The sequence below is a fragment of the Microbulbifer sp. MLAF003 genome, assembly GCF_030012965.1.
GTDB lineage: Bacteria > Pseudomonadota > Gammaproteobacteria > Pseudomonadales > Cellvibrionaceae > Microbulbifer > Microbulbifer variabilis.
This window is the reverse complement of record NZ_CP120232.1, coordinates 3,830,521-3,854,972: the sequence shown is the minus strand read 5'-3', so window position 1 is coordinate 3,854,972 and position 24,452 is coordinate 3,830,521. Positions and strand designations below refer to the sequence as shown.

General features: G+C 45.6%; 11 protein-coding genes. 5 read left to right on the top strand and 6 right to left on the bottom strand.

Annotated features, from left to right (window positions below):
- Positions 1–21 precede the first annotated feature (21 nt).
- The 5 genes from P3339_RS18410 to argS form a co-directional block, all read right to left on the bottom strand.
- The gene (locus tag P3339_RS18410; RefSeq protein WP_282951481.1) at positions 22–6,549 is read right to left on the bottom strand and encodes a non-ribosomal peptide synthetase; all 6,528 of its coding nucleotides are present in this window, start codon (positions 6,547–6,549) and stop codon (positions 22–24) included.
- 3 nt (positions 6,550–6,552) lie between these two features.
- Complete coding sequence (locus P3339_RS18405) at positions 6,553–11,634, bottom strand: non-ribosomal peptide synthetase (RefSeq protein WP_282951480.1); 5,082 nt, start codon at positions 11,632–11,634, stop codon at positions 6,553–6,555.
- A gap of 1,484 nt (positions 11,635–13,118) precedes the next feature.
- Positions 13,119–14,597, bottom strand: coding sequence for a nucleoside hydrolase (locus P3339_RS18400; protein WP_282951479.1), 1,479 nt, complete (start codon positions 14,595–14,597; stop codon positions 13,119–13,121).
- Between the two features lie 176 nt (positions 14,598–14,773).
- Positions 14,774–15,661: a dTDP-4-dehydrorhamnose reductase family protein gene (locus tag P3339_RS18395; RefSeq protein WP_020412140.1), complete on the bottom strand. Its 888-nt coding sequence runs from the start codon at positions 15,659–15,661 to the stop codon at positions 14,774–14,776.
- Between the two features lie 161 nt (positions 15,662–15,822).
- On the bottom strand, positions 15,823–17,559 hold the full coding sequence (gene argS, locus P3339_RS18390) for an arginine--tRNA ligase (protein ID WP_282951478.1): 1,737 nt from the start codon (positions 17,557–17,559) through the stop codon (positions 15,823–15,825).
- 117 nt (positions 17,560–17,676) lie between these two features.
- On the opposite strand from argS, the gene sbcB reads away from it, so the two are divergent.
- The 5 genes from sbcB (at position 17,677) to P3339_RS18365 (ending at position 22,665) form a co-directional block, all read left to right on the top strand.
- Entirely contained in the window at positions 17,677–19,146 is a 1,470-nt protein-coding gene (gene sbcB, locus P3339_RS18385) for an exodeoxyribonuclease I (RefSeq protein ID WP_282953620.1), read from the top strand.
- Positions 19,147–19,257: 111 nt separating this feature from the next.
- Positions 19,258–20,274 carry an aspartate carbamoyltransferase gene (locus P3339_RS18380; RefSeq protein WP_026304938.1) on the top strand — a complete coding sequence of 339 codons (1,017 nt, stop codon included), beginning with the start codon at positions 19,258–19,260 and terminating at the stop codon, positions 20,272–20,274.
- Positions 20,275–20,393: 119 nt separating this feature from the next.
- Positions 20,394–21,053 (top strand): Clp protease/crotonase-like domain-containing protein, encoded by a 660-nt coding sequence (locus P3339_RS18375; RefSeq protein ID WP_282951477.1) that lies wholly within the window; start codon positions 20,394–20,396, stop codon positions 21,051–21,053.
- Positions 20,954–21,820, top strand: coding sequence for an NfeD family protein (locus P3339_RS18370; protein ID WP_282951476.1), 867 nt, complete (start codon positions 20,954–20,956; stop codon positions 21,818–21,820). Before P3339_RS18375 ends, P3339_RS18370 begins: the two co-directional genes overlap by 100 nt.
- 77 nt (positions 21,821–21,897) lie before the next feature.
- Positions 21,898–22,665 carry a slipin family protein gene (locus P3339_RS18365; protein WP_020412145.1) on the top strand — a complete coding sequence of 256 codons (768 nt, stop codon included), beginning with the start codon at positions 21,898–21,900 and terminating at the stop codon, positions 22,663–22,665.
- Positions 22,666–22,823: 158 nt separating this feature from the next.
- Here P3339_RS18365 and pgi read toward each other — a convergent pair whose 3' ends face one another.
- Positions 22,824–24,446 (bottom strand): glucose-6-phosphate isomerase, encoded by a 1,623-nt coding sequence (gene pgi / locus P3339_RS18360; RefSeq protein WP_020412146.1) that lies wholly within the window; start codon positions 24,444–24,446, stop codon positions 22,824–22,826.
- Positions 24,447–24,452: the final 6 nt, after the last annotated feature.

The window sequence follows — 24,452 nt, the reverse complement described above, 5'->3', positions numbered from 1 at the left end:
CGACTTTTACTGAAGGAATTCTTAGTAGAGGCTTCTCCTCAAGCCCTTTGGAGAGGGCAGCAATATTTTTTTCTCAAACAGAGTTGCTAGGGGAAGTTCAATACCTAATTCCCTGCGAATGGTAGCTATGAGTTGTACCGCATTGATAGAATGTCCACCGATTCGAAAAAAGTCATCCGCAATACCTACACGATCAAGTCCCAATATCTGCTGCCAGATCAGGCAGAGATTTTGTTCAAGATTGGTGCGGGGAGGGAGATAGTTATCATCTATAATCAATTGTGGATTTGGTAACGCACGATAATCCAGTTTTCCATTAGGGGTTAATGGCAACTTTTCTAGAAAAATATAGCTTTCAGGGACCATGTATCCCGGTAAATTAATGGATAGAGTTTGCTTTATGGTTTCCGGTGAAGTTTTCTCTCTTGACCCAGGTACTATATAAGCAACTAATATTGCATTTTCTTCATGGTGAAAAGTAGTCACTAGTGCCTGTTTTACTACGTCAATTTCATGTAGGGCTGACTCGATTTCTCCTAATTCGATCCGGTAGCCCCGTATCTTAACCTGCTTACCAATGCGCCCAAGGTACTCTAAATTTCCATCTGGTAACCAGCGAACCAAATCCCCGGTTTTATATAGCCGGTCATGTCCCCTTTCTCTATCTTCATCACTGGCATAAGGATTATTAATAAAGCTCTTAGCTGTCAGCTCTTTCTGATTAAGGTAGCCGTGAGCAATACCTGCACCGCCAATATATAGTTCCCCGGAAGTCCCGACAGGCGACAGCTGGCCACTTTTATCTAAAACATACAATTTCTTATTATACAGTGGACTGCCAATAGGCAGTTTTCTCATCTTGGTATTCAAGTGACAAGCAGTAGCAAAAACAACCGTTTCAGTAGGGCCATAAACATGTGTGAACGAAATTTTAGGGTGGTCGTTAACTAGCTGGTGAAAAGTTCCAGCATTGGCCTTTTCTCCACCAAACAAAATATTTTTTACCTTCAACCCGTTTAACAGATTCTCTTTGGCCAAGACACTCAGTAATGCTGTTGTGATAAAAAATGAATCAATATGATGGCTATTTAGATAATTTATTAAGTGTATAGGAGATTGGATTACGTCCTGCGTAGCGAGATGCATACTACAGCCATTAAGAACACTGTAAAATAAGTCAAATATGAAACCATCAAAAGCATAGGAGGACAAACTGGCTATATTGGTCACCCTGGAGGCTTCCAAATAACGATTATTACAAGCAAAGGCTGCTACTGCATTATGTGGCACTAAAACGCCTTTAGGCTTACCTGTTGTCCCTGAGGTATAAATCACATAGGCAAGATGATTGCTACTTGATGTTTCTGGTAAATTATCGTAATGATATTCGGCGATTCCCTTATCATCATCAACTACCAGAGTTGATGGAGCCTGGTACTCGCCAGCGTCAGATGCAGGTAGTGCCGATAAGCTCTGCTTATCACTCATTACTAACGAGACTTGGGCATCTTCCAGCATAAATTTGATACGTGCTTGAGGGAGGTCTGGAGCAATTGGCACATAGGCAGCTCCAGCTTTCAGCACAGCCAAAATGGCAACCACCATATCTGCACTACGTTGAAAACATAATCCTACTAGAGTGTTGGGTTGTATTGTCCCTGCGGCGCTGGCCCTATATTTATCTAAAAGCGCACGTGCAAGACGGTTGGACTTTTGATTAAGCTCCCGATAGCTAAATCTGTATTGCTCAAAAACCAGGGCAATACGATCAGGTGTCTGCCTGACCTGTTGTTCAAATAATCCATGTATAGTGTCTCTGTCGGGATAATTAACCTGGGTATCATTCCACTGGTACAACGTTTTCTGCCGATCAGCTGCACTTAGCTTTTCTATTTGTGCTATCGGAAGGTCTGGCCGAGAAAGGAGACCGGAAAGCATTCTTTGGTAAAGGCTGGATATACGCACTATGGATTCTTTATCAAAAAGACTTACCGCATAGTTAAACCCCGCTGTAATTTCATCGCCACAATCATTTAGGGATAAACTTAGATCAAATTTTGCCGGTACATATAAGTTGCTTTCATCAACTAATTTTTCAGGAATGAAAGGTAATTTTTCGGAATCACTGATTTCCTGCCCATTATTCTGTAGACCAAACATTACCTGGAATAAAGGGTGGCGAGAACTATCTCGCTCTATCTTCAGCTCTTCCACTAGACGCTCGAATGGGAACTCCTGGTGTACTTTGGCCGAAGTTACGATCTGGTGCACTGTAGCGAGTAGTTCTTTTATCGACATTTCGGGCTTGATTACAACACGCAGAGCCAGGGGGTTAACAAAAAAACCGATCAAATTTTGAGTCTGGACATGATGACGATTATCTGACGGTGTGCCCACTAAAATATCTTCTTGCCCAGACAGGGTTGTCAGGCATAGGTAGAATCCACTAAGAAGTACCGTGTATAGGGAGGTTCCTTGATCTCTTGCTAATGTTCGTAACTGTGCTGAGATTTGACTACCTAGAGTGAACCGATAGTATTTACCTCGGTGATCAGCCACTGTGGGTCTGGGGTAATCAAGTGGTAAAGCCAAAGGTTCATATCCGGACAAACGTTGTTGCCAATACTGTAGCTGCTTCTTTTGCTGCTCTCCTTGCAGATAGTCGTGTTGCCAGGCAGCATAATCACGATATTGAATATCCAGTTCGGGTAGGTGAGCTTCTCGCTTTTGACATATGGCTTGGTAAATTTCTGAAAGCTCTTTAATGAAAATCCCGCTAGACCAGCCATCAAAGGCGATGTGGTGCCAGAGTATCAGTAGATAATCCACTTCCCCTAATTGATATATATGAAGTCGAATTGCCCCTTCCTTTTCAAGGTCAAAAGAACGCATACACTCTTTTCTAATTAAGAGCGTTAATTGTTTTTTATCCGCAGCCTTATGCATTTGTAAAGTGACAGGAGTAGAGAGCATTTCTTGCCGACTAATCCCCTTGTTATCGGTATAATAGATGCTGTTAAGCACAGTATGCCTACGAATCACAGCGTTTAGTGCTTGTTCAAGCTTGTCCAGCGATGTCTTTGGCTTTAGCCGGGTAAAATAAGGTATATGGTAAGCACTGCTTCCGGATTCAAATTGTTCAATAAATAGCAGTCTTTCCTGAGCGAAAGACAGTGGAAATGTGGTTGCGTTTGAGCGTGGGATTGTCAAGAGTTCCTGTCTTTTTAATCCTGAAATCAGAGTGGCTATATTTTTTTGTTCGAACAAATCTTCCAGTGAAACTTCTATAGCCAGTTCTTGGCGAATAGTAGCAATTAGTTTCACTGCATTGATTGAATGGCCACCTATACGGAAAAAATCATCCTTAACGCCTACTTGTTTCAGCCCCAGTACACGTTGCCAGATCTGACACATCTGACTTTCTAGTTCGGTTCGGGGTGCAAGGTAGTTATCCTTAGAAATTAGTTCTGGGGTGGGTAAAGCACAATAGTCTACCTTACCGTTGGTGGTTAGCGGGATCTGATCCAAGCAAGCATAGCTCTCCGGTAACATATACTCAGGTAAGCTAAGAGCCAATGTCTTCCGCAAGGCTTCTGATGAAATATCTTGTGCTAGAAGAGGTACTATATAGGCTATCAGTAAGGTACTACCCTGATGATGATAAGTTGTCACCAGTGCCTGCTTTACCGCTTCTATGTTGGTGAGCGCAGTTTCGATTTCTCCTAACTCAATTCGGTAACCCCGAATTTTAACCTGCTGTCCTATGCGTTCCAGATATTCCAAGTTTCCGCTGGGTAACCAGCGCACCAAATCGCCGGTTTTATATAGGCGATCATACCCCCTGCTTTTATCTTCATTATTGGCAAAAGGGTTATCGATAAAACTCTGTGCTGTCAGTGCTTCCTGGTTGAGATAGCCTCGGGCGACTCCTGCTCCACCGATATATAATTCCCCTGGAGCCCCGATGGGTACCGGATAACCTTTTTTATTAAGTACGTAAGCCTTAACATTATTGATAGGGCGCCCTATACATCGATTATTATTTTGCTGATAAAAGTTCAGGCTTTGAATGGCTGTTACCGTAGCTTCAGTTGGTCCGTATTCATTAATAAGCTTGTCTTTCCAAATATTTACCAACTCCGGTGAACAAGATTCACCGCCAAATACCACTCTTTTTATTTGCTGTTTGTTTTTGATATCACCTAAAGTCAACAAATGAGCAGGAGATGCTACCAAGTGTGTAACCTGATGTTTGGCTAATAAGCCGATGATTTTTTCCGGTTGTTTTAATATTCCTCTTTCGGGTAATATCAACCTCCCACCATTCAACAGAGCCAAATAAAAGGGCTCAACTGAAGCGTCAAAAACATAAGACAGCAGCCAAAGTACACGTTCTTGATTGTCAAAATTAAATGCTTCGCTTTGTGCTTTAATTAGATTAACAACGGATTTATGCTCTACCATTACTCCTTTAGGAGTACCGCTTGTGCCTGAGGTATAGATTAGATACGCCAGGTTGTTTCCTTGCGGACCATGACTTAGGTTTTCGATAGAATACGGCGCAGTTTCTACTTGGTTATCTACTGCAAGCAATAAAGGTGGGGTAGGGATTTCCTCGAGTAAAGAGCGGAGTTTATCTAGCTTGAAACTTTGACTTAATACCAGAGCAGAATTACTGTCTTCTAATTGAAATTTCAGACGTTTTTGAGGTGCATCACAGGCAAGGGGCAGGTAAGCTGCGCCGGCTTTTAGCACAGCTAATATCCCTATTACCATTTCCAGGCTTTGCTCAAAATATAGGGCAACGATAGTATCAGGTCTTATCGTATCTCCGTGTTTATTTTGATAGTTATGCTGTATTGCTCTTGCTAACTGATTAGCTTTTTCATTCAACTCTTGGTAAGTTAATTGTTTTTCTTCAAAACTAACCGCGATTGAATCATGATTTATTAGGGCTTGAGTTTCAAATAGATGTGATAAGCTTAGCTCATTACCACCAGGTGAGCTTGTCTGATTCCAATCAATTAAAACTTTTTGGCGATCCCTATCTGACAAACTATCAAAAGTATTGATAGATCGTGAGGGCTGCTCCAGCATCTGTACCAAAATTTTTTGATAGACTCTACCGATATGAATAATGCTGTCTTCATCAAATAGACTTACGGCATAACTAAATATACCTTTTATCTGGTTCCCACTGTCATCGAGAGTTAGGCGTAAATCCGCTTTTGCAGGCGAATATAATGGATTTTGAGGATCTGTTTCTACCTGGGTAAACGGCAATTCATATAGGTTTGTCAAACCAAAATTTTGTACCGTAAACATTACCTGAAACAATGGATGGCGGGACAAATCCCTTTCCACTTCCAGTGTATCAATGAGAGACTCAAATGGTAGATCTTGGTGAGTTTTAGCCGCAGAGACTACCTGATGTACTTGCCTGATTAATTCATCAGCTGTTATATCTGCATTTAACTTTAATCGTAGCGCCAGTGAGTTGACAAAAAAGCCAATTACGTCTTGGGTCTGGGCATGATGACGATTATCTGACGGAGTACCTATCAGGATATCTTCTTGCCCTGATAGGCTAGACAGTGTTGCAAAAAAAGCACTGAGGAGGACGGTATATAGAGTAGTTTCCCTTGTTTGGGCATAGTGCCGCAATTTCAGGGATAGTCCAGTCTCTAACGTAAAGTAGGTATTTTTTCCTCGGTAATCCATTTTTTTGGGGCGAGGGCGATCTGTTGGTAAAACTAAAAGTTCATAACCGCATAAGGTATTATGCCAGAAAGACTTTAGCTTGGAGAGATTCTCTCCATTTAGGTAATCCCTCTGCCATTGGGCATAATCGCTATATTGGATAGATAGGTCTGGTAAGCGTACTTCCTGACTGTTAAGTAGAGACTGGTAGATGCTAGATAATTCCCGTAAGAAAATATCCATTGACCAGCCATCAAACGCAATATGATGCCACATAATTAGCAAATACAGCTTTTTATTGACCTCATAATATTTCAGGCGCATTGGTGGATCTTGCGACAGATCGAAGGGACGCACTATCTCATCTTTTACCGCCGGTAGTAACTTTTCTTCTGTGCTTAATTGGTTTGTCGAAATTTTAACAGGGTCAGATAATATCTGGCTGATATTCCGGTTATCAGACTCAATATAGACTGAATTGAGCACGGGATGGCGTATTGCCAAATGTGTAAAAGCACTTTGTAGAATATCTAATCGGGCATCTTGGTTCAATTGCACTAAATATGGAATGTGATATGCACAGGTTTCAGGCTGTAAACGTTCAATAAATAATAGTCGCTCCTGAGCAAAAGACAGGCGGTATTGTATGAGTTCCTCAAGCTTGGAAAACTTTTTCTGTGAGTCAATTTCTCTTTTTTGTAAATACTTAACTAACTGAGACTTTTCTGCTTTCAATCGTGTTAGTAGTTCTTGCGGTATTTCATCACCGCTACTTGCCAATTTAAGAATATCTCCACTGACCCATACAGCCAGTTTATTTTTCTTGAGTTCTTTTAATAACGCCAACATCAACTAAATCTCCATTACAAACTGATTATTAGCCGTAGGCTTATCAGCCAGCTTGGGAATGACCATGCTTTGCTGGTTTTTTAATGCAAGTGCTAATCTGGCAATGGTGCTGTGCTCTAATAGTAGGCGTAAGGGAATATCTATCCCGCTTAACTTTCGGCTGACAGCTGTGAGCTTTACTGCATTGATGGAGTTGCCACCGATACGGAAGAAGTTATCCTCAATCCCGACCTTGTCCAGCTTCAAGACTTCTTGCCAAACTGTACATAAATGTCGTTCAAGCTCATTTCTTGGCGCTTCGTAATTATGCTGCGTGACCAGTTCTGGCTCAGGTAACAGATTGGGATCAAATTTGCCATTGATATTAAGGGGGATGACATCTATTAAATTATATGAATCAGGTACCATATAATTGGGTAGGCTCGATTGTAGAAATGACTTTATTGCGTCGCAATCCAATACTACATCATGTGTTGAAACCAAATAGGCTGCCAAGACTTGATTACCCTTTAACTCCCGTTTAATAACAACTGCCTGCTTTATTTCAGGGTGAGTGCACAAGGTGTTTTCGATTTCACTTGTTTCTATTCGATAACCACGGATTTTTATTTGGCTGTCGTTTCGGCCAAAATACTCTAGAGAACCGTCAGGTAACCAGCGGACTAAATCACCAGTTTTATATAATCTATCGTAACCTTTATCCAGATCTTCCTGTGTTGCAAAATAGTTGGGAATAAATCGTTGTTGCGTTAAGGTTTCTCTATTTAAATATCCGCGAGCCAGGCAAGCTCCACCTATATATAATTCGCCAATAACACCAACAGGTGAATAATGTCCATGTTCATTTAATACATAAAGCCTCACATTATCGATTGGTTTTCCTATGTTTATTTGGTCAGGTTTCTCTATTTTTTGCTGTGTCACACATACCGTGGCTTCTGTCGGGCCATATTCATTAAATGTGAACTCGGCAGGTAATACTGCTAATGGACTTAAATTGTCACCACCTGTGTGAACTAATGTTAATGTGGAATTCCTTAGTTCTTTCGCAATTTCATTGAGTATTGCAGTTGGAATAAATGCCTGGTTAATATTATTCTCATTGATATATGAAATTAGCCTTTCACTCTCAACTCTACATTCATCCGAGGCAATATGGAGTTCCGAGCCAGATAAAAGTGCTGGAAATATTTCAAAAACACTGGCATCAAAAACATAGTTGGAGAACTGCAAGATCCGTTTTTCAGTATTCAACTGATGACTTTTGATCATGTATTGAGCCAGATTTACTACACTTTGGTGCTCTATCATCACCCCCTTGGGTTTTCCTGTAGTGCCGGAGGTGTAAATCACATATGCAAGAGCTTTGGAATCTAGCTTAATAGCGGGAGATGCTGACGATTGAGTGAGTAGCAATTCAGGTATGTCAACAGAAATAAGTAATGGAATATTTTTAAATTCTGATAGTTTTTTATCAATCGCAGTAAAGTGGTGCCGTTGCGTTAGAATAATCGGAGCTTGACTGTCTTTAAAAATAAATTGAGTACGTTGCTCTGGGTATTCTGGAGAGATGGGTAAATAGGCTCCGCCAACTTTTAAAACGGCTAACATACTAATAATCATGTCCAGGCTGCGATCTAAATACAGCGCTACTATTGTATCTGGTATTAACTCATGGCCGGTTTGAGCTCGATACTGAGTGAGAATAACCTGGGCAAGTTGATTAGCCTTCTTATTAAGCTCCTGATAGCTGATAACACTATCCTGATACACCAGAGCTGTATTTTTGGGGGCTTTACTTACCTGGGATTCAAATAATTCAACCAAAGTTCTGCTCGCTGAATATTCGGTATCGGTATTATTCCATCTGGCAATCTGTTGATTCAGTTTAGCATCAGCTATAACCAAATCTGATATTTTACTGGCATCCCCCTGCAGGATTTGGGTCATTACTGACTTAAATGAGGCCATCATATTCTGAATAAACCAAGGGGCATGTCGTTCCTGATTGAACTCCCATAGTACGGTAACAGGATCGCCACTACCTTCCTGCCCGATCCTGGGTATAACCACAATATTTAAATCGAACTTTGCAGATTTGCTGCCGATGGCTTCGACCAATTGCATCTCTGAGATGCCAGGCAATGTCATTTTGGGTAATGGAGAATCATGAAAACTAAAACAGACCTGAAATAACGGATTTAATCCTTTAATACGTTCAGGGTTTACCAAATCAACTACAGTTTCAAATGGAAGTTCCTGATTTTTTTGTATTTCTTGTGTCGTATCAAAACATGTATGAATAAAATCATTGATTTCTTGTTTTGAGTTCTGTTTTATTCTCGCAACATTGGTTGCCACCATCATTCCGATAGTGTTCTCTACTCCTTGATAATTACGGTTCGCAGTGCCAGTGCCGACGCAAATATCGGTATCGCCGGAGTACCGGGATAATACTAAGTTGACGGCCGCCAACATAAAGGAAAAAGGCGTTACTCCCTGTTTCTGACAATAATTTTGTATCTTATGCCAGAAATTCCGAGGGATCTTCATTTTTTTAGTGTCTCCTCCCTTTAAATCTCCCGTGGCGGTCTGAGGTAAATTTATTTTAGTTGGGGCATCTTTGAGCTTTTCATACCAGAATAGCTTCTGTTTTTCAGCTGCTTCGCTCGTTAGCCAGTTGTTTTGAAAAACAGCAAAGTCGGCGTACTGCCCAACATGATTAAGAGTTATATTTTTTCTGCCCTCGAGCCTTTGCTGATAGCAGGAGAATAAATGCTCAAGAAATATATTCGAGGACCAGCCATCATGGACAAGGTGGTATTCAATGTGAATAAGAATATGTTCTTTGTCTGTTAATTTTACTAATCCCCAGCGTACCAAAGGTAGTTGGGTAATGTCGAATACCTGATTCAGACCTTCTGCTATTAAATAGTCAACCTGCTGTTGAGCCTGTTGATAATTCATGGAGCTAAAATCATATCTGGCTAACTCAACCTGGTAGTTTTCATGGATGTATTGGCAGGGTTCTTCCAAAGAATAGGAGCTTCGGTAAATCTCATGTGCATCGACTACATCCTGGATAGAGTGAGCAAGAATGTCTGGATCGATTTCACCTTTTAGAATCAACTTGCTCTTTGCATGATATGCTCTATTTCCTGGGTTGGATTTTGTCAAAAACCATATGGCTCGCTGCTGAGAGGATAAAGGTGAAATAGTCCGATATTTATTATCCCTGGTAGTGATACTGAAACTTTGCTGGCAGCGAGGTAATTCCTGCCAGATATTTTCAGGTGTGCGCTCTGTATAAATTAACTCAACTGGAATATTTACAGATATTTCTCTGGCGAGTTTTGAGCATAATCGAATGGCTGAGATTGAGTCGCCACCAGCGGCAAAGAAGTCTTCTTTCCATGCCAAAGGTAACGCTGTGTATTCATTTATCCAGGCTAGAAACGTCGCCTGTTCAGAATTAAGATTCACATCCACCATCGCAGATGTGTCGTGTGTTGCCATCGATAATAAAATCGATTTATCTATTTTTCCATTCTCTGTCAGCGGAAGCTCAGGTAGAATATGAAAATGCTCAGGTACCATGTGAAGTGGCAAATGTGCCTTTAGGTGTGATGCGAGCTGTTGTATATCCAACGAGACTTCTCGCTTGAGTACTGCATATGCATGCAACGATTGTTTGTTTCCTGTATCGCTTACAAGTACACATGCCAAGGCAATGCCATTTAGAGTTTTTAGGCAATTTTCAATTTCCGAAAGCTCTATTCGGTGGCCTCGTATTTTTACTTGCGAGTCATTCCTGCCTATAAACTCAAATTCGTCTCCTTGGAGGCGTCGAACTAAATCTCCTGTTTGGTATATGCGTTTATAACCGTCGCGACTAATTTCCGATGGTAGTAAACTACCGCTGATAAATTTTTCGGCTGTTAATTCTGGTTTTCTCCAGTAGCCACGAGCAATGCCTGTACCGCCAAGATATAGTTCTCCAATATCTCCGATGGCCACCTGCTGTAAATTACTATCTAACACCCAGGCTTCGGTATTCTTTAACACTTTGCCGATATTATTTGCTGAATCCCCATGTGTAAAAAGGTGTGCGGTCGCGCAAACAGTAGTCTCTGTCGGTCCATAGGCATTGAAAATTTTGCTTTGCCTGTTGAGCTTTTGCATCATATCTAGTGCCGGTGCTTCACCAGCAACAACAATACTTTGCAAGGAGTGAAGTTTTTCTTCAGGTAATAACGCTAATAATGATGGTGGTAAAGTGGCAAACTGTATTTGATTGTCTCGGATTAGGATCGCAAGTTTATTGTGATCTTTACGTTCCTCCTCGCTAGCAATATAAATCGTTTGCCCCAAAAATAGACTGGCAAATATCTCAAATACACTGGCATCAAAAACATAAGATGCAAACTGTAATGTCCTTTGATAATTAGCTAGTGAAAACCTTTCAATTTGAGCCGAAGCGAGATGAAGGATATTCTGATGAGTGATCATGACCCCTTTAGGGTTGCCTGTTGTTCCAGAGGTGTAGAGTACATAGGCAAGATCATTAAGGCAGTTCTTCTTAGCTTCACCTATTGAAGGGTCGGGTTCAGTAGTATCTTTAGTGTCGGAAAAGAGTAAAGTTGGCTGGTTATGAGATGAGTTGAGCCAGCTCGTCAGCTGAGCATCATGATGAGTTTGAGTTACAACCACTCTGGTTTTGGTATCCTGAAAAATATATAAAGCTCTCTCTCGTGGATACTCTGTAGAGATTGGAACATAGGCAGCTCCGGCCTTTATTACTGCCAACATGGCTATTATCATGTCCAAGCTTCGATCTAAATACAGTGCAACCAGATTTTCCTCTGAGTTTTCTTCTTTAGCCAGCGTCTGACTGATTAGAGTCGAAAGTGACTTTGAACGCTTATCAAGTTCTTGATAACTAATACTTATTCCTTGATGTACAAGAGCTGTTTTATTTGGATTTATACTGATTTGCTTTTCGAAACAGCTATAGACCGACTGGGCTTTTGAATTGAAATTCTCGCTGTGAATTTTTGGTGAATTAAATATTTCATTGATTTCCATTATCAGTACTCCATTATTATTTTTTGAATTAAATTTGTATTAATTGTAAATATTGAGAGGTTTAAGCTCGGGTGCTTTATCCGGTTTGTACTCTTTTTTAATGACTTTCAAATATTATAAATATGGCAGTTTTATGACTTTCTATATGGCGTATATGATCGATCAGGTCTGATAAGCCCCATGGATCTATAATTGCTTATTGCCTAATAGGCTAAGATTTCCATCTCTTGATGGACGGGGCGGTAGATACTTTGGGTGGGGCTAAGTAAATTAATATCGAATATGAGAGGCGTGCGCCAACAAAAGATAGTTTTTCAAATAATTTAAAATAAATAATTTGAAGCGAAAGTCGTTGTTTAATTTGAGGCTGCTTATCTCTTGTTTGTTTAAAGTGAGATAAGAGTGAAGTAATAAATAGAGCTAGGCGTTGATGGTAATATACATTTTTCATAGTGCCGACTTCCATGTTTATCTGTCACTACAATCCTGCGCCAGGACGTTATCAGAAATAATTCTGCGTATCAACGGCAAAATACATTGAATGAATTTATGTCGAATTTATTAATGATTATTTGTTTGTTGGTACATTTATGAATAGCGGTACAAATCGTACTTTTTGTATGGTTATGACTTCATGCGTTATAAGTTGTAGAGGGTTGTATCATTATCAGGTGACATGAAATGTTTCATCTGGCGGTTTTAAATATGTATATATCCTTTTTACCCATATAGATGTGGGTTTGATAATACTATTTAATGGGTGATTCATTGCGCATTCACTGTGTAGGCTTGCTTAAATCTTTTCAGTTTAGTGATAGTGGATCATTTTCGATGAACAATCTGTGCTAACTATTGCTAGAAAGGTATTGAATATCGTATACTGAAAAATTTTCCCCTCAAGTCCTTGTTGATTGTTGGTACCTATTTTTTAGGTTGGTCTTTTTCGACTTTATCGAATTGAGCAATTTGGATAAGTAGAAGGCTTTCTCGAATTCTTCGATAGTGATAATGCAATGTCCCAATAACGGATGATGTGGGCTTTCCTGCATAGTCACACTAAATGAGACTGAATAGCCTAATTTTTAGACAGATCTGGTCGTAGTGAAAAGTCCAAAGGCAAAGATGTTTATTTGTTTACTTAGATGAATTTAAAAATGAAAACAGCTTCTGAATTGTGCCGCTTAAAAGTACATGGAAATTTTAAAGTTGAGCTTGAGAAGAAGTGGGTGCATACTCGGCTCTGTCGGGACATTTTTTGACTAAGAAAAAATTGTCTTTCGTATTTGCATTAAATATTACTAAGGGTATCCCTATTTTCAGGGTTTATTAATTTATAGTTCGGAAAAATACCTGATCTCATGAAATCGTGTGGTGTAAGGGAGTATTGCTGGGTCTATTGTTTTGCCTAGGCAAAGGACCTTTTAATGCTTTTGCAGTTATTCTGCATTAAATTAAAAGGTTCCTTAATATTAAGACAATCTAGATTAGTGTAGTTTAGCCCGGCACCTAGGGCCCTTACGTGCACTATTAAAGCCATCACGCAGGCGCTCAATCATTGCTGTACGGGCGGCATCATGATTGATTCCCATAACCACATTAACTTCCAGCCCTTCACCGCTTTCAGTAATTGTGGTTTTACCCACGGTAGGGTCGAAGGTGATGGGGTCGTAGGGAGTCATACTGTCGGCCAGGCCGGCATTTAGCTGGTCTACTTCGATAAACCCAGGTACCAGGTCCATCTCCAGAGTTTCAGGCTCCAGCAGTACCAGTGCGGCGATAATATCCCACAGGCGGATGACGGCATCCATAGCGAAGTCACCATTACCTTGGAAATCTCCACCTTCAAATTCACGAATAGAGCTGAGAAGTTGAGACGTGTAACAGGCTTCCGGCGTTGCGCGGCGTTTAGCCAGGGCTTCGATGGTGCTGCCCTGTACCTTGGCCATATCGGTAGAGTTGGTGGGTACCAGATAAGTTTCAATATTACTTTCGCTCAGGGCGTCAAAGGCCCACTGTGCACTCAAGGGGTCGAGCAGAATATTGAATTCCTGGTGGGTACTGAAGTCGCTGTCACAGCCGAAGCTTGGGTGGGAGAAAATATTGCCACCCAGGTTGCGAGATTTGTCGCCAAAGCAGGCCGCCTCGTGATCTGCAGTAAATGGCTCGTAATTTTCAAAGCCGCCACCCATCATAATAACGCGATCAATTTTATCCAGCTGCTCTTCGTTGGCTTTGCCAAGTACCCGGGCCAGGGTGGTGAGTTTGCCGGTGTTGAAAACTACTGGGGGCTTCTCCAGGTTATCCAGGGTGTCAAGAATAATATCCTCAGCTAGCTCGAAATTAAAGGAAACACCATTGTTGCCCTGGTAGCGATAGTGCGCCTGCTTTGCGCGTGGGATTAGATGATCGGTGCCATACAGGGTGGAGCCGTTGTCGCGCCAGGGGCCGGGCACATACTGGCCGTAAAGGTTAATCCCCATGGCGTTGCGGCGTTCCAGGTTCCAGGTGCCGGTGGTGAAATCCGAGGAGTTAGGCAGCTGATAATCATCGCGGCCTGCTACAGCTTTGTCGTCATTTACCGGAGTGCTGGAAGCCTTGCCATTAGCTCCGTAGGCGACCTCTTCAGTGGCAAAGTAGGCACCGCGAATTACTTTGGTATCGTTGTTGCCCAGCCACTCAAGTATGTTGTAAACCGTATTGGCTCCATGCGCTACAGTATTGAAGGAGTCTTCGACGACTGCCAGTTCCAGGGTATAGCGGGGGTCTTTGGCAATCAGCATCAGTGCCACGGCATCGTCAAAGTTATTGAAGTCGCCAATCCAAATAATGGATTGGGCATCTTCGTTTTTGCTGGCCTGATACGGCCTATTACCGTGGTGGCCACTGTCTGCGTTGCAAGAAGCGAGTGTGGTAAGACTGCCCAGTAGCAAAGCCCCTGCAGAAAACCAGTGTTTTAATTTCATCAGCTCTTCCCTAATCTTCGAGTGGTTTAATCCTGGAACCCAATAGGTCTTCCATGATCTATTCGGTTGCCACTTTTGTAATACTCTTGGTTTATGTATTGAGATATTGCAAAAGAGGTGCCGATTTTTAATCGGCAGCGATACATCCCTGTTGAACCAATTGAAAACTGCCTACATCAATTTCCAATAAATGGCTTTAAATTTCGAGCCAGCTGCTGCTGTAATGGTTCCTTACCTTGAATGCCTAAGTCTGTAAGGCGTGATTTATCCAGTTGGCAATTGTATGGGCGCGGTACAGAAAAATTGGGTTCACTATCTGCACTGATATGATCGGCCCTTAATTCACAGGCTTCGGCAATAATGTGAGCGAGCTCATAGCGGGTGCAGGCGGTATCGCCGCTCCATTGATAAATGCCTTCAAACTTGGTGTTACAGCAAATTTTTAACAGACATTGCTCCAATACTTCTGCTACTTCCTCCACACTGGTGGGAAAGCGAACTGCCCAGTGGTCCAGTGTGACCGGTTTTTGTTCTCTCAGTGTATCCAGAAGGGCAGTAATACCGGATTCCTCCAGACAGGCGACGGGTCCAAACAGCCAGGGCAGTCTTAATACCCAATGGTTAGCGTTTTTCAGTACCGCTTCCTCTCCGGCTCGCTTGCTGCGGCCATAGAAATTTACAGGATTGGGGATGTCATCGGAACTGTAGGGTGCCGCTGTTCCATCAAAGACATAGTCGGTGCTGATATACACTAACTGTGCATCGATTTCGCTACATTGTTTTGCCAAAAGCTCTGTGCTGCTGACATTCAGTTGCCAGGCAGTATCTGGGTTTTCGGCACAGCGGTCTGGCCAGCGCTCGGCGGCACAGTGGATTACGACATCGGGCTTAATTTCTTGCAAGCAAGTTTTTACTGCGTCGCTATCAGATAAGTCCAGGTGAATGAGGTTTTCATCTACGCGGGAAAAAGCGGTACCAGCTACGGTAAAAGCCGGGTTGCTGTAAAGTTGTTTAAATACACTGCGGCCTAATAGGCCGGAGGCGCCGGTAATCAGGATTTTCACGGGTTACTTTCCTTTAATCAGGCCAGTGGGAGAAATGTGACCCTTATAGAGCAATTGATGATGCAGGATGGGTGGGCAGGAAGCGGAGAAAGCTTACCTGCTCGAGCTGCCCGGCTCGCCAACCTGCATATTTGCTGGAGGTGTGGCCGGGCAGGAGCCAATTACATTTGCTCCATCACTTCAATGCCGAGTAAACCGAGGCCAGTAGCAATAGTGCTGGCGACGAGGTTACACAGTTGAAGGCGGCTGTGCTTCTGCTCTTCGCTGACGCCTTTTTTCAGTACCGGGCAGGCTTCGTAGAAACTCATATAGGCACTGGCCAGCTCGTACAAGTAGGTGCAGAGTACGTGCGGAAAGGTATCTTTGGCTACCTGATCGAGTACTTCCCCAAATTGGCTTAGTTTAATGGCCAGGGCGCGCTCTTGAGGGCTCTCCAGGCTGATGTCGCCCTTGAGTTCGCTCGGCTCAATACCGGCCTTGCGGAAAATACTGCGGACACGGGTATAGGCATACTGCAGGTAGGGGGCTGTGTTGCCTTCAAAGCTGAGCATGGATTCCCAGCTGAAGATGTAATCGTTAGTGCGGGTTTTGCTCAGATCGGCATACTTTACTGCGCCGATGCCCACTTTGCGCGCGATTTCCGCACAGGTTTTTTCATCCAGCTCAGGGTTTTTCTCGGCTACCAGTTTCTCTGCCCGCTCCACCGCTTCGTCCAGCAGGGCTGCCAGTTTTACGGTACCACCGGTGCGGGTTTTAAAAGGTTTGCCGTCATCGCCCATCATGGTGCCAAAGGCGCAGTGCTCAAGAGAAACGGATTCCGGCAGGAAGCCAGCTTTGCGTGAGGCGACGAAAGCCTGCTGCAGGTGCAGGGATTGACGGGCATCTACTACGTAGAGGATGCGGTCGGCTTTGAGCTGGTTGGCGCGATAGCGGATGGCTGCCAGGTCGGTGGTAGCATACAGGTAACCACCGCCTTTCTTCTGAATAATCATCGGGCTGGGATTGCCCTCTTTGTCGGCCATCTCTTCCAGGAACACTACGATAGCACCTTGGTCTTCTACGGCGATGCCGTTATCCAGCAGTTCTTTAACCAGCACCGGCAAATCGTCGTTGTACTGGCTCTCGGCGTAAACGTCCTCCTGTTTGAGGGTGACATTCAGCTTGGAGTAGATTTCTTCACAGTGGCTGATAGATATATCGATAAACTGCTTCCAAAGCTTCAGGCACTGCTCGTGGCCGCCTTGCAGCTTTACGACGTATTCACGGGCGCGGTCGGCAAAGCCTTCTTCGTCGTCGAAGCGCACTTTGGCTTCGCGGTAGAATACTTCCAGGTCGGCTAAGGCCACCTCTGCATCACTATCCGCCAGCTTGTCAGACAGGTGAGCCAACAACATACCGAACTGGGTTCCCCAGTCACCCATATGGTTTTGACGGATAACCTTGTGGCCCTGGAACTCCAGCAGACGCGCCAGGGCATCACCGATAATGGTGGTACGCAGGTGGCCCACGTGCATTTCTTTGGCCAGATTGGGGTGGGAGTAGTCGATAACTACGTTCTTCGGCTCTTCAACAGCGGCGATATTCAAACGCTGATCCCCATTCGCGGCCAACAGCTGCTGGCTCAGCCACTGCTCGCTCAGGTGGATATTCATAAAGCCGGGACCGGCGATCTCGACCTTTTCGATCATATCGCCTTTTTCAAGATGTTCCAGGATTTTGCTGGCCAGCTCGCGGGGGTTGGTACCGAGTCGCTTGGCTGCACCCATAGCGCCGTTGGCCTGATAGTCGCCAAATCCGGCTTTTTTCGCAGGTGCCACGATGGGGCCGCATTCTTCGGGGGTACCGGCGGCGAGCATGGCGGCCTGGAATTTATCGGAGAGGAGTTGGCGAATATTCATAGAGGGATATAGCTGTCTTAAATTCGTGGAAACGCCGAATTTTAATGGGCGGTGGCGGCTTTGCAACCAACCTTCGCTATAGAGAGGTTTAAATCTGGATGTAAGTGTCCAGACGGCATGGCGCTCAGTGGTATGATGCCGCCAAATTATGGAGGTACCGTGAGTTCTACCACACTTTATTGGCACGATTATGAAACCTGGGGTACAGACCCGGGGGCTGACAAGCCGGCGCAGTTTGCCGGTATCAGGACTGACGAAGAGCTGAATATCGTCGGCGAGCCGTTGATGATTTACTGCCGCCCCTCAGTGGACTGCCTGCCGCAGCCGATGGCGAGCCTGGTGACTGGAATCAGCCCGCAAAAGGCCCTGGCCAATGGCGTGCCGGAAATAGAATTTATCCAGCGCATCCTCGCCGAGCTGGGTGCGCCCGGCACCTGTGGGGTGGGCTATAACAGTTTGCGTTTTGACGACGAAGTTACCCGCTACACCCTGTATCGCAACCTGTTAGATCCCTATGAGCGCGAGTGGCGCTCCGGCAACAGTCGCTGGGATATTATCGACATGGTGCGACTCACATACGCCCTGCGTCCTCAGGGCATCCAATGGCCGGCCCGAGAAGACGGTGCGCCGTCCTTTCGCCTGGAAGAGTTGACCGCTGCTAATGGTATTGCCCACGAGGGTGCCCACGATGCCCTGTCGGATGTGCACGCCACGATTGATATGGCGAGACTGATCCGTAAGCAGCAGCCGAAATTATACGATTATGTATTCCGCCTGCGTCGCAAGCAGGAAGCTGCCAAGATGATTGATATGCGCGAGCGTCGCCCGCTGTTGCATATCTCCGGCAAAGTGTCTGCAAATCACGGGCATTTGACCTATGTAATGCCTTTGGCCAGCCATCCAGTTAACCGCAATGCGGTCATTGTTGCCAATCTGGCGATGGACCCCGAACCGTTGCTTAATTTGGATGCGGATACCCTGCGCGAGCGCCTTTACACTGCCCGTGACCAGCTTGGTGAGGGCGAACTGCCTGTGGGTCTGAAGTTGGTGCATTTAAACAAGTGCCCGGTTCTGGCCCCGGCAAATATGCTTGATGACAAGCGCGCCACTGAGTTAGGTATCGACCGCGCAACCTGCGAGGCGAATTGGCAGAAGCTCAAAGATGTTGACCTGACTGAAAAGCTACACAGCGTATTCCTGGATCGGGAGTTTCCCAAGAAAGATGTGGAGGCCGATTTATATGGTGGTTTCCTCAGTGATGCCGACCGCGATATCTGCCGTGAGCTCCACCGTGGGCTGGCTGCCCGAGGCCCCGAAGCGCTGGCTGGTGAAGTGCCTTTTAGTGACAAACGCCTGCCTGAGCTGCTGTTCCGCATGCGTGCGCGCAACTTTCCTGAGACCCTGTCTGAAGAGGAACATCAGCGTTGGCAGATCTGGTGTTTCCAGCGTTTAACTGACCCTACCGCTGGGGCTTCTATCACGCTCGAAGATTATTTTCGCCAGTTGTCCGATTTACGGGTACAGCACCCGGAGCGGATCTCGCTGATTACCGAGCTGGAAAACTGGGGCGATAGCCTGCTCGCCTAATGTATCGAATCACGCCGGCGGTTATTCTTCCTCTGGGCTCTACTGCAGTGCCCAAGTAGAATGCCGCTCGCGAACACCTGGCGCCCACAAGGCGCAACCACTGGAGTAACCATGGACTTTATCGGAGCCAATATTCTGTCCGTCAGCCAGTTCGAGCGTGCCGACATAGAGCGCGTGTTCGATGTGGCCGACGCCATGACCCCTTACGCCAAGCGCGAAAAAGTAACGCGCGTGTTGGAGGGGGCGATTCTCGGCAATATGTTTATGGAGCCGAGCACCCGCACTCGACTCAGCTTTGGCGCGGCTTTTAACCTTCTGGGTGGTACCGTGCGTGAAACCGTTGGAATTACCGCCAGTGCCATGGCAAAGGGGGAGTCCCTCTACGATACGGCGAGAGTGCTCTCTGGTTACAGTGATGTGATTTGCATGCGTCACCCACAGGAGGGCTCTGTGGCAGAATTTGCCGCGGCGAGCCGCGTGCCGGTGGTCAATGGTGGTGACGGTGCCAATGAGCACCCCACCCAGGCGCTGCTGGATCTCTATACCATCCGCAAGGAGCTGGCCGCCCACGGTCGCACTTTGGACGATTTCCGTATCGCTATGATTGGCGATCTCAAGCACGGGCGCACCGTACATTCGCTATGCAAGCTGTTGTGTCTGTTTGGCAAGGTGCAGGTGGTTCTGGTATCTCCGCCGGAGCTGGCTATGCCGGAAGGGGTGGTAGAGAAGCTCCGTACCATAGGGCATGATGTGACGGTCACCGATCAGCTGGAAACCTCTATTACCGATGTGGATATTGTCTATTCCACCCGCATCCAAGAGGAGCGTTTCGCCTCCCAGGAAGAGGCCAACCTTTATCGCGGTCGCTTCCGTCTAAATCGTGAAATTTTCACCCGTAACGCCCAACCAAATACGGTGATTATGCATCCGCTGCCCCGGGATTCCCGCGCGGAAGCCAATGAGCTGGATACGGACCTAAATGAGCACCCGAGCCTGGCAATTTTCCGCCAGACAGATAATGGCCTGCTGGTTCGTATGGCATTGTTTGCTCTGTTATTGGGGGTGGAAAACCAAGTGGACAAGTACGCCCGTGAAGTGAACTGGCACAGTCGCCGCAACCCGGTTTAATGCTGATTGGTTCCGTTTTCAGATAGCGCCGCTTTTTTCTGTTAATCTGATTGAGTTAGCCCGGCCAGTATTGATCTATCTGGTCCGGGTGCCTCTGCAATCGCATCAGGGAAAGGTGCATGTTGAATCAGATTTCGCCTGCGGTTTTCTCTCGCAGCGTCGCTTTTCTGGCGCTGTTTTTTTCCGTATTAATTTGTAAAAGTGCCGCGCAAGAAGGCGCTTTTCCCCATGTGGCACTTTTAACTATCGATGGCGCCATTGGCCCGGCTACTACCGATTATTTTAAGCGTGCCACAGAGGAAGCGGGAGAGCGGGGTGCAGAATTAATTATTTTGCACATCGACACCCCCGGCGGCCTTGATGCCGCTTCGCGCGATATTATCCAGCACATCCTTTCTTCCCCAATTCCAATTGCAACTTATGTCTACCCATCTGGCGCCCGTGCGGCCAGCGCCGGTACTTATATCCTCTATGCCAGCCAAATAGCAGCCATGGCTCCAGCTACCACCCTTGGCGCCGCTACACCGGTACAAATAGGGGGTCCGCCAGGAACACCCACTCCGGGAGGTAAGCCCCAAGAGAATGAAAAAAAGAGGAAAAAGAAAAGGAAGAAGGTGACGAGAAAAGCGAAGAGGAAAAAGAGGAGAAGCCTCTATCCGGTACTGCGATGGAACGTAAGGTGGTTAATGATTCGGTCGCATTTATCCGGGGGCTCGCTCAGCGCCATGGGCGCAATGCGGATTGGGCAGAAAAGGCGGTGCGCGAAGCGGCAACTCTGACGGCTTCGGAAGCACTTGAAATGAATGTGGTGGATATTGTTGCCAAAAATGATCAAGACCTGTTAAAGCAGATTGCAGGGCGCAAGGTCTCCCTTGACTCCGGCGAGATCACTCTATCAACAGAAATTGCGCAACTACCCATAGAAAATTATGAGCCGGATTGGCGCAATGAATTACTGGCGCTGATTACCAATCCGCAGGTCGCCTATATTCTTCTGCTTATTGGCATTTATGGCTTGATATTTGAAGGCTATAGCCCCGGAGCCTTTGTACCCGGAATTGTCGGAGTTATCTGTTTATTATTGGCATTTTACGCATTACAGGTCTTGCCAATTAATTATGCAGGCCTGGCCCTTATTATTGTTGGCGCACTGCTGATTGTTGCGGAAGTATTTATGCCCAGCTTTGGCGCTTTGGGTATTGGCGGGATTATTGCGTTGGTGATTGGCTCGGTAATGTTGATTGATACCGATGTTCCCGGCATGCAGGTCTCGAGAAAGCTGATTGGCGCAATTGCCGGAGTAAGCGGGCTCTTTTTGTTGACATTTTTCCTGGCTATCGGCCGAAGCTTGCGTACGCCGCGGGTGCCAGCTGACCAAGCCCTTGTAGGGCGCTCCGCGGTAGTTAGTGATGTCACAGAAACGGAGGTGCTGGTGCACCTCGATGGAGAGATCTGGAAGGCCCAATGTGAGACACCATTGGAGCCGGGGCAACGTGTACGGGTAATCGCACAGCACGGTTTACTTTTATATGTAGAGCCTGGTTAATTGTTTTGAATTTATCAACCTGTGAGCGTACTTGCATGCTTGCAGATTTCAGGTGGTGAGAACAGGGAGAGAGGAAAATGGTCAGTTATTTTATTGGTCTACTAGTGCTCGCGGTAGTGCTGCTGCTGATGTATGCCATCCGCATCCTACGAGAATATGAGCGCGCGGTGGTATTTTTTCTCGGGCGTTTCCAAACAGTTAAAGGCCCAGGCCTGATCATTATTATCCCCATCATCCAGACTATGGAGCGTGTGGATTTACGCACCGTGGTAATGGATGTACCCACGCAGGATGTTATCAGCCGGGATAATGTCTCAGTGAAAGTCAATGCAGTGGTTTATTACCGCGTAATCAACCCACAGTCTGCAATTATCAATGTAGAGTTTTACCACGAGGCAGTAAGCCAGTTATCCCAGACTACTCTTCGCTCTGTGCTAGGTAAACACGAATTGGATGAGATGCTTTCTGAACGCGATAAGCTTAATGTGGATATACAAAATATTTTGGATGAGCAAACGGATGCCTGGGGGGTAAAGGTAACCAATGTTGAAATTAAGCATATCGATCTCGATGAGAGCATGGTTCGAGCTATAGCTCAGCAGGCCGAAGCTGAGCGGGCGCGGCGCGCCAAAGTTATTCACGCAGAGGGTGAAGCCCAGGCGGCTTTGAAGCTCACTGAGGCGGCTGATCAACTTTCCAAAAATGCAAATGCAATTACCTTGCGTTATATGCAAACTATGATTGATATTGCCGGAGCCAATAACAGCTCAACATTGGTATTTCCGCTGCCGCTTGATTTGATTGAGCCGCTTCTTAAGCGAGGTTCACAGGCTGGTGGTTCCTAAATCTGGGGCCGCTTGCTTTTAGGTGTGTTATTATTTTTATAAGAACAGGTGTGAGAGGAATAAGGAAATTAACTGTGTAAAATCTAAGATAAATTAAAAAGGCCGCATTATAACCGCGGCCTTTTTAGTTGAGTAATACCTTTCTGCCCTAGGATTTTCTACAGTAGTTTTTCCATCAGAATACGGGTGGAACTATCCCAATCTTCCGGTACTTCGCTATCGGCCGCCTTATGAATTTTTGAACTCAGCTGTTTGCCAAGTTCCACACCCCATTGATCGAACGGATTGATACTGAGCAAGCAGCCGCCCACATAAACTTTATGTTCGTACAGCGCCAGCAGAGCCCCTAAGTGATGAGGGTCCAGCCTATCAAGGATCAAGGTATTACTTGGGCGGTTACCTGGGATTACTTTATGTGGGGCCAGTGCATGGGCTTCGCGATGGGTATAGCCGGCCTCTTCAAGTTCCTGGCGCGCTTCATGCAGGGATTTACCACGCAACAAAGCCTGGCTCTGGCTGATGCAACATGCCAGTAGCCAACGGTGCTGTTCATGTAATTTAGAAGTTGGCTCTTTCACCGCAATAAAATCCGCGGGGATCAGGTCGGTACCTTGGTGTAGCAGCTGGTGAAAAGAGTGTTGGCCATTAGTGCCTTCGGTACCCCAGATTACACTGCCGCTCGGATAGTCCAGCGCTTGACCATTTTTATTTACGCTTTTACCCAGGCTTTCCATGTCTAACTGCTGCAACCAGGCTGGGAATTTTGCCAAACGTTGAGCGTAGGGCAGAACAACCTGGCTGCTGGTATTCCAGCACTGCCGATACCAGAATTGAATAAGGGCCATTATCACTGGCAGATTATCCTGCAGAGAGGTATTGGCGAAATGCTGGTCCATAGAGTGAGCGCCTTGCAGCAGCTGCTCGTAAACTTCATAACCGCAGGCTAGAACGATCGGCAGGCCAATGGCGGACCACAGGGAATAGCGGCCACCCACCCAGTTCCACATTGGGAATATATTCTCAGGGGCGATGCCGAAGTCCTGTGCCGCAACAATATTGCTGCTTACGGCAACGAAATGTTGAGCAAGTTTCTCTTCATCACAGCCAGCAGCTACTATCCAGCGGCGCGCAGAGAGAGCGTTCTCGCGGGTTTCCAAGGTGGAAAAAGATTTGGAGGCGACGATAAACAGGGTTTCCTCAGGGTTAAGACCCCGAAGGGTATCACTAAGATCAGCACCATCCACATTCGCTACAAAGTGAATCTGGAAATCTTCCTTGTACCATGGGCTAAGTGCCTCCACTACCATGCGTGGACCAAGGTCAGACCCACCAATACCGATATTAACAATATGGCGAATTGGCTTTCCGCTGAATCCTCGCCAACTTTGGTTGTGGATATTTTTGGCAAATTGCCTCATCTGTGTGCGGCAGTCAGCCACTGCGCGTTCGTGATCATTTTGTGGTTCACCCTGGAAGCGCAGGGCAGTATGTAGGGCCGGGCGGTGTTCAGTATTATTGACATTGGCGCCGCTAAGGAGTGCTGAGATCTGATTGCCTAGATTCTGCTCTTCGGCGTAATCGAGTAGTAACTGGAAGGTATCCTTGCGTAGGTGATTCTTACTAAAATCCAGGTAAATACCTGCGGCTTCACAGCTAAAGTTTTTTGTACGTTGCGTATCGGTAGCGAACAGCTCACGCAGGGACCATTTATGTTGTTTAAAATGAGACTGCAATTGTTGAATTGCTGCGGCTCGGCTGAATGCCAAAGTTTCACTTGTCATGGTGAT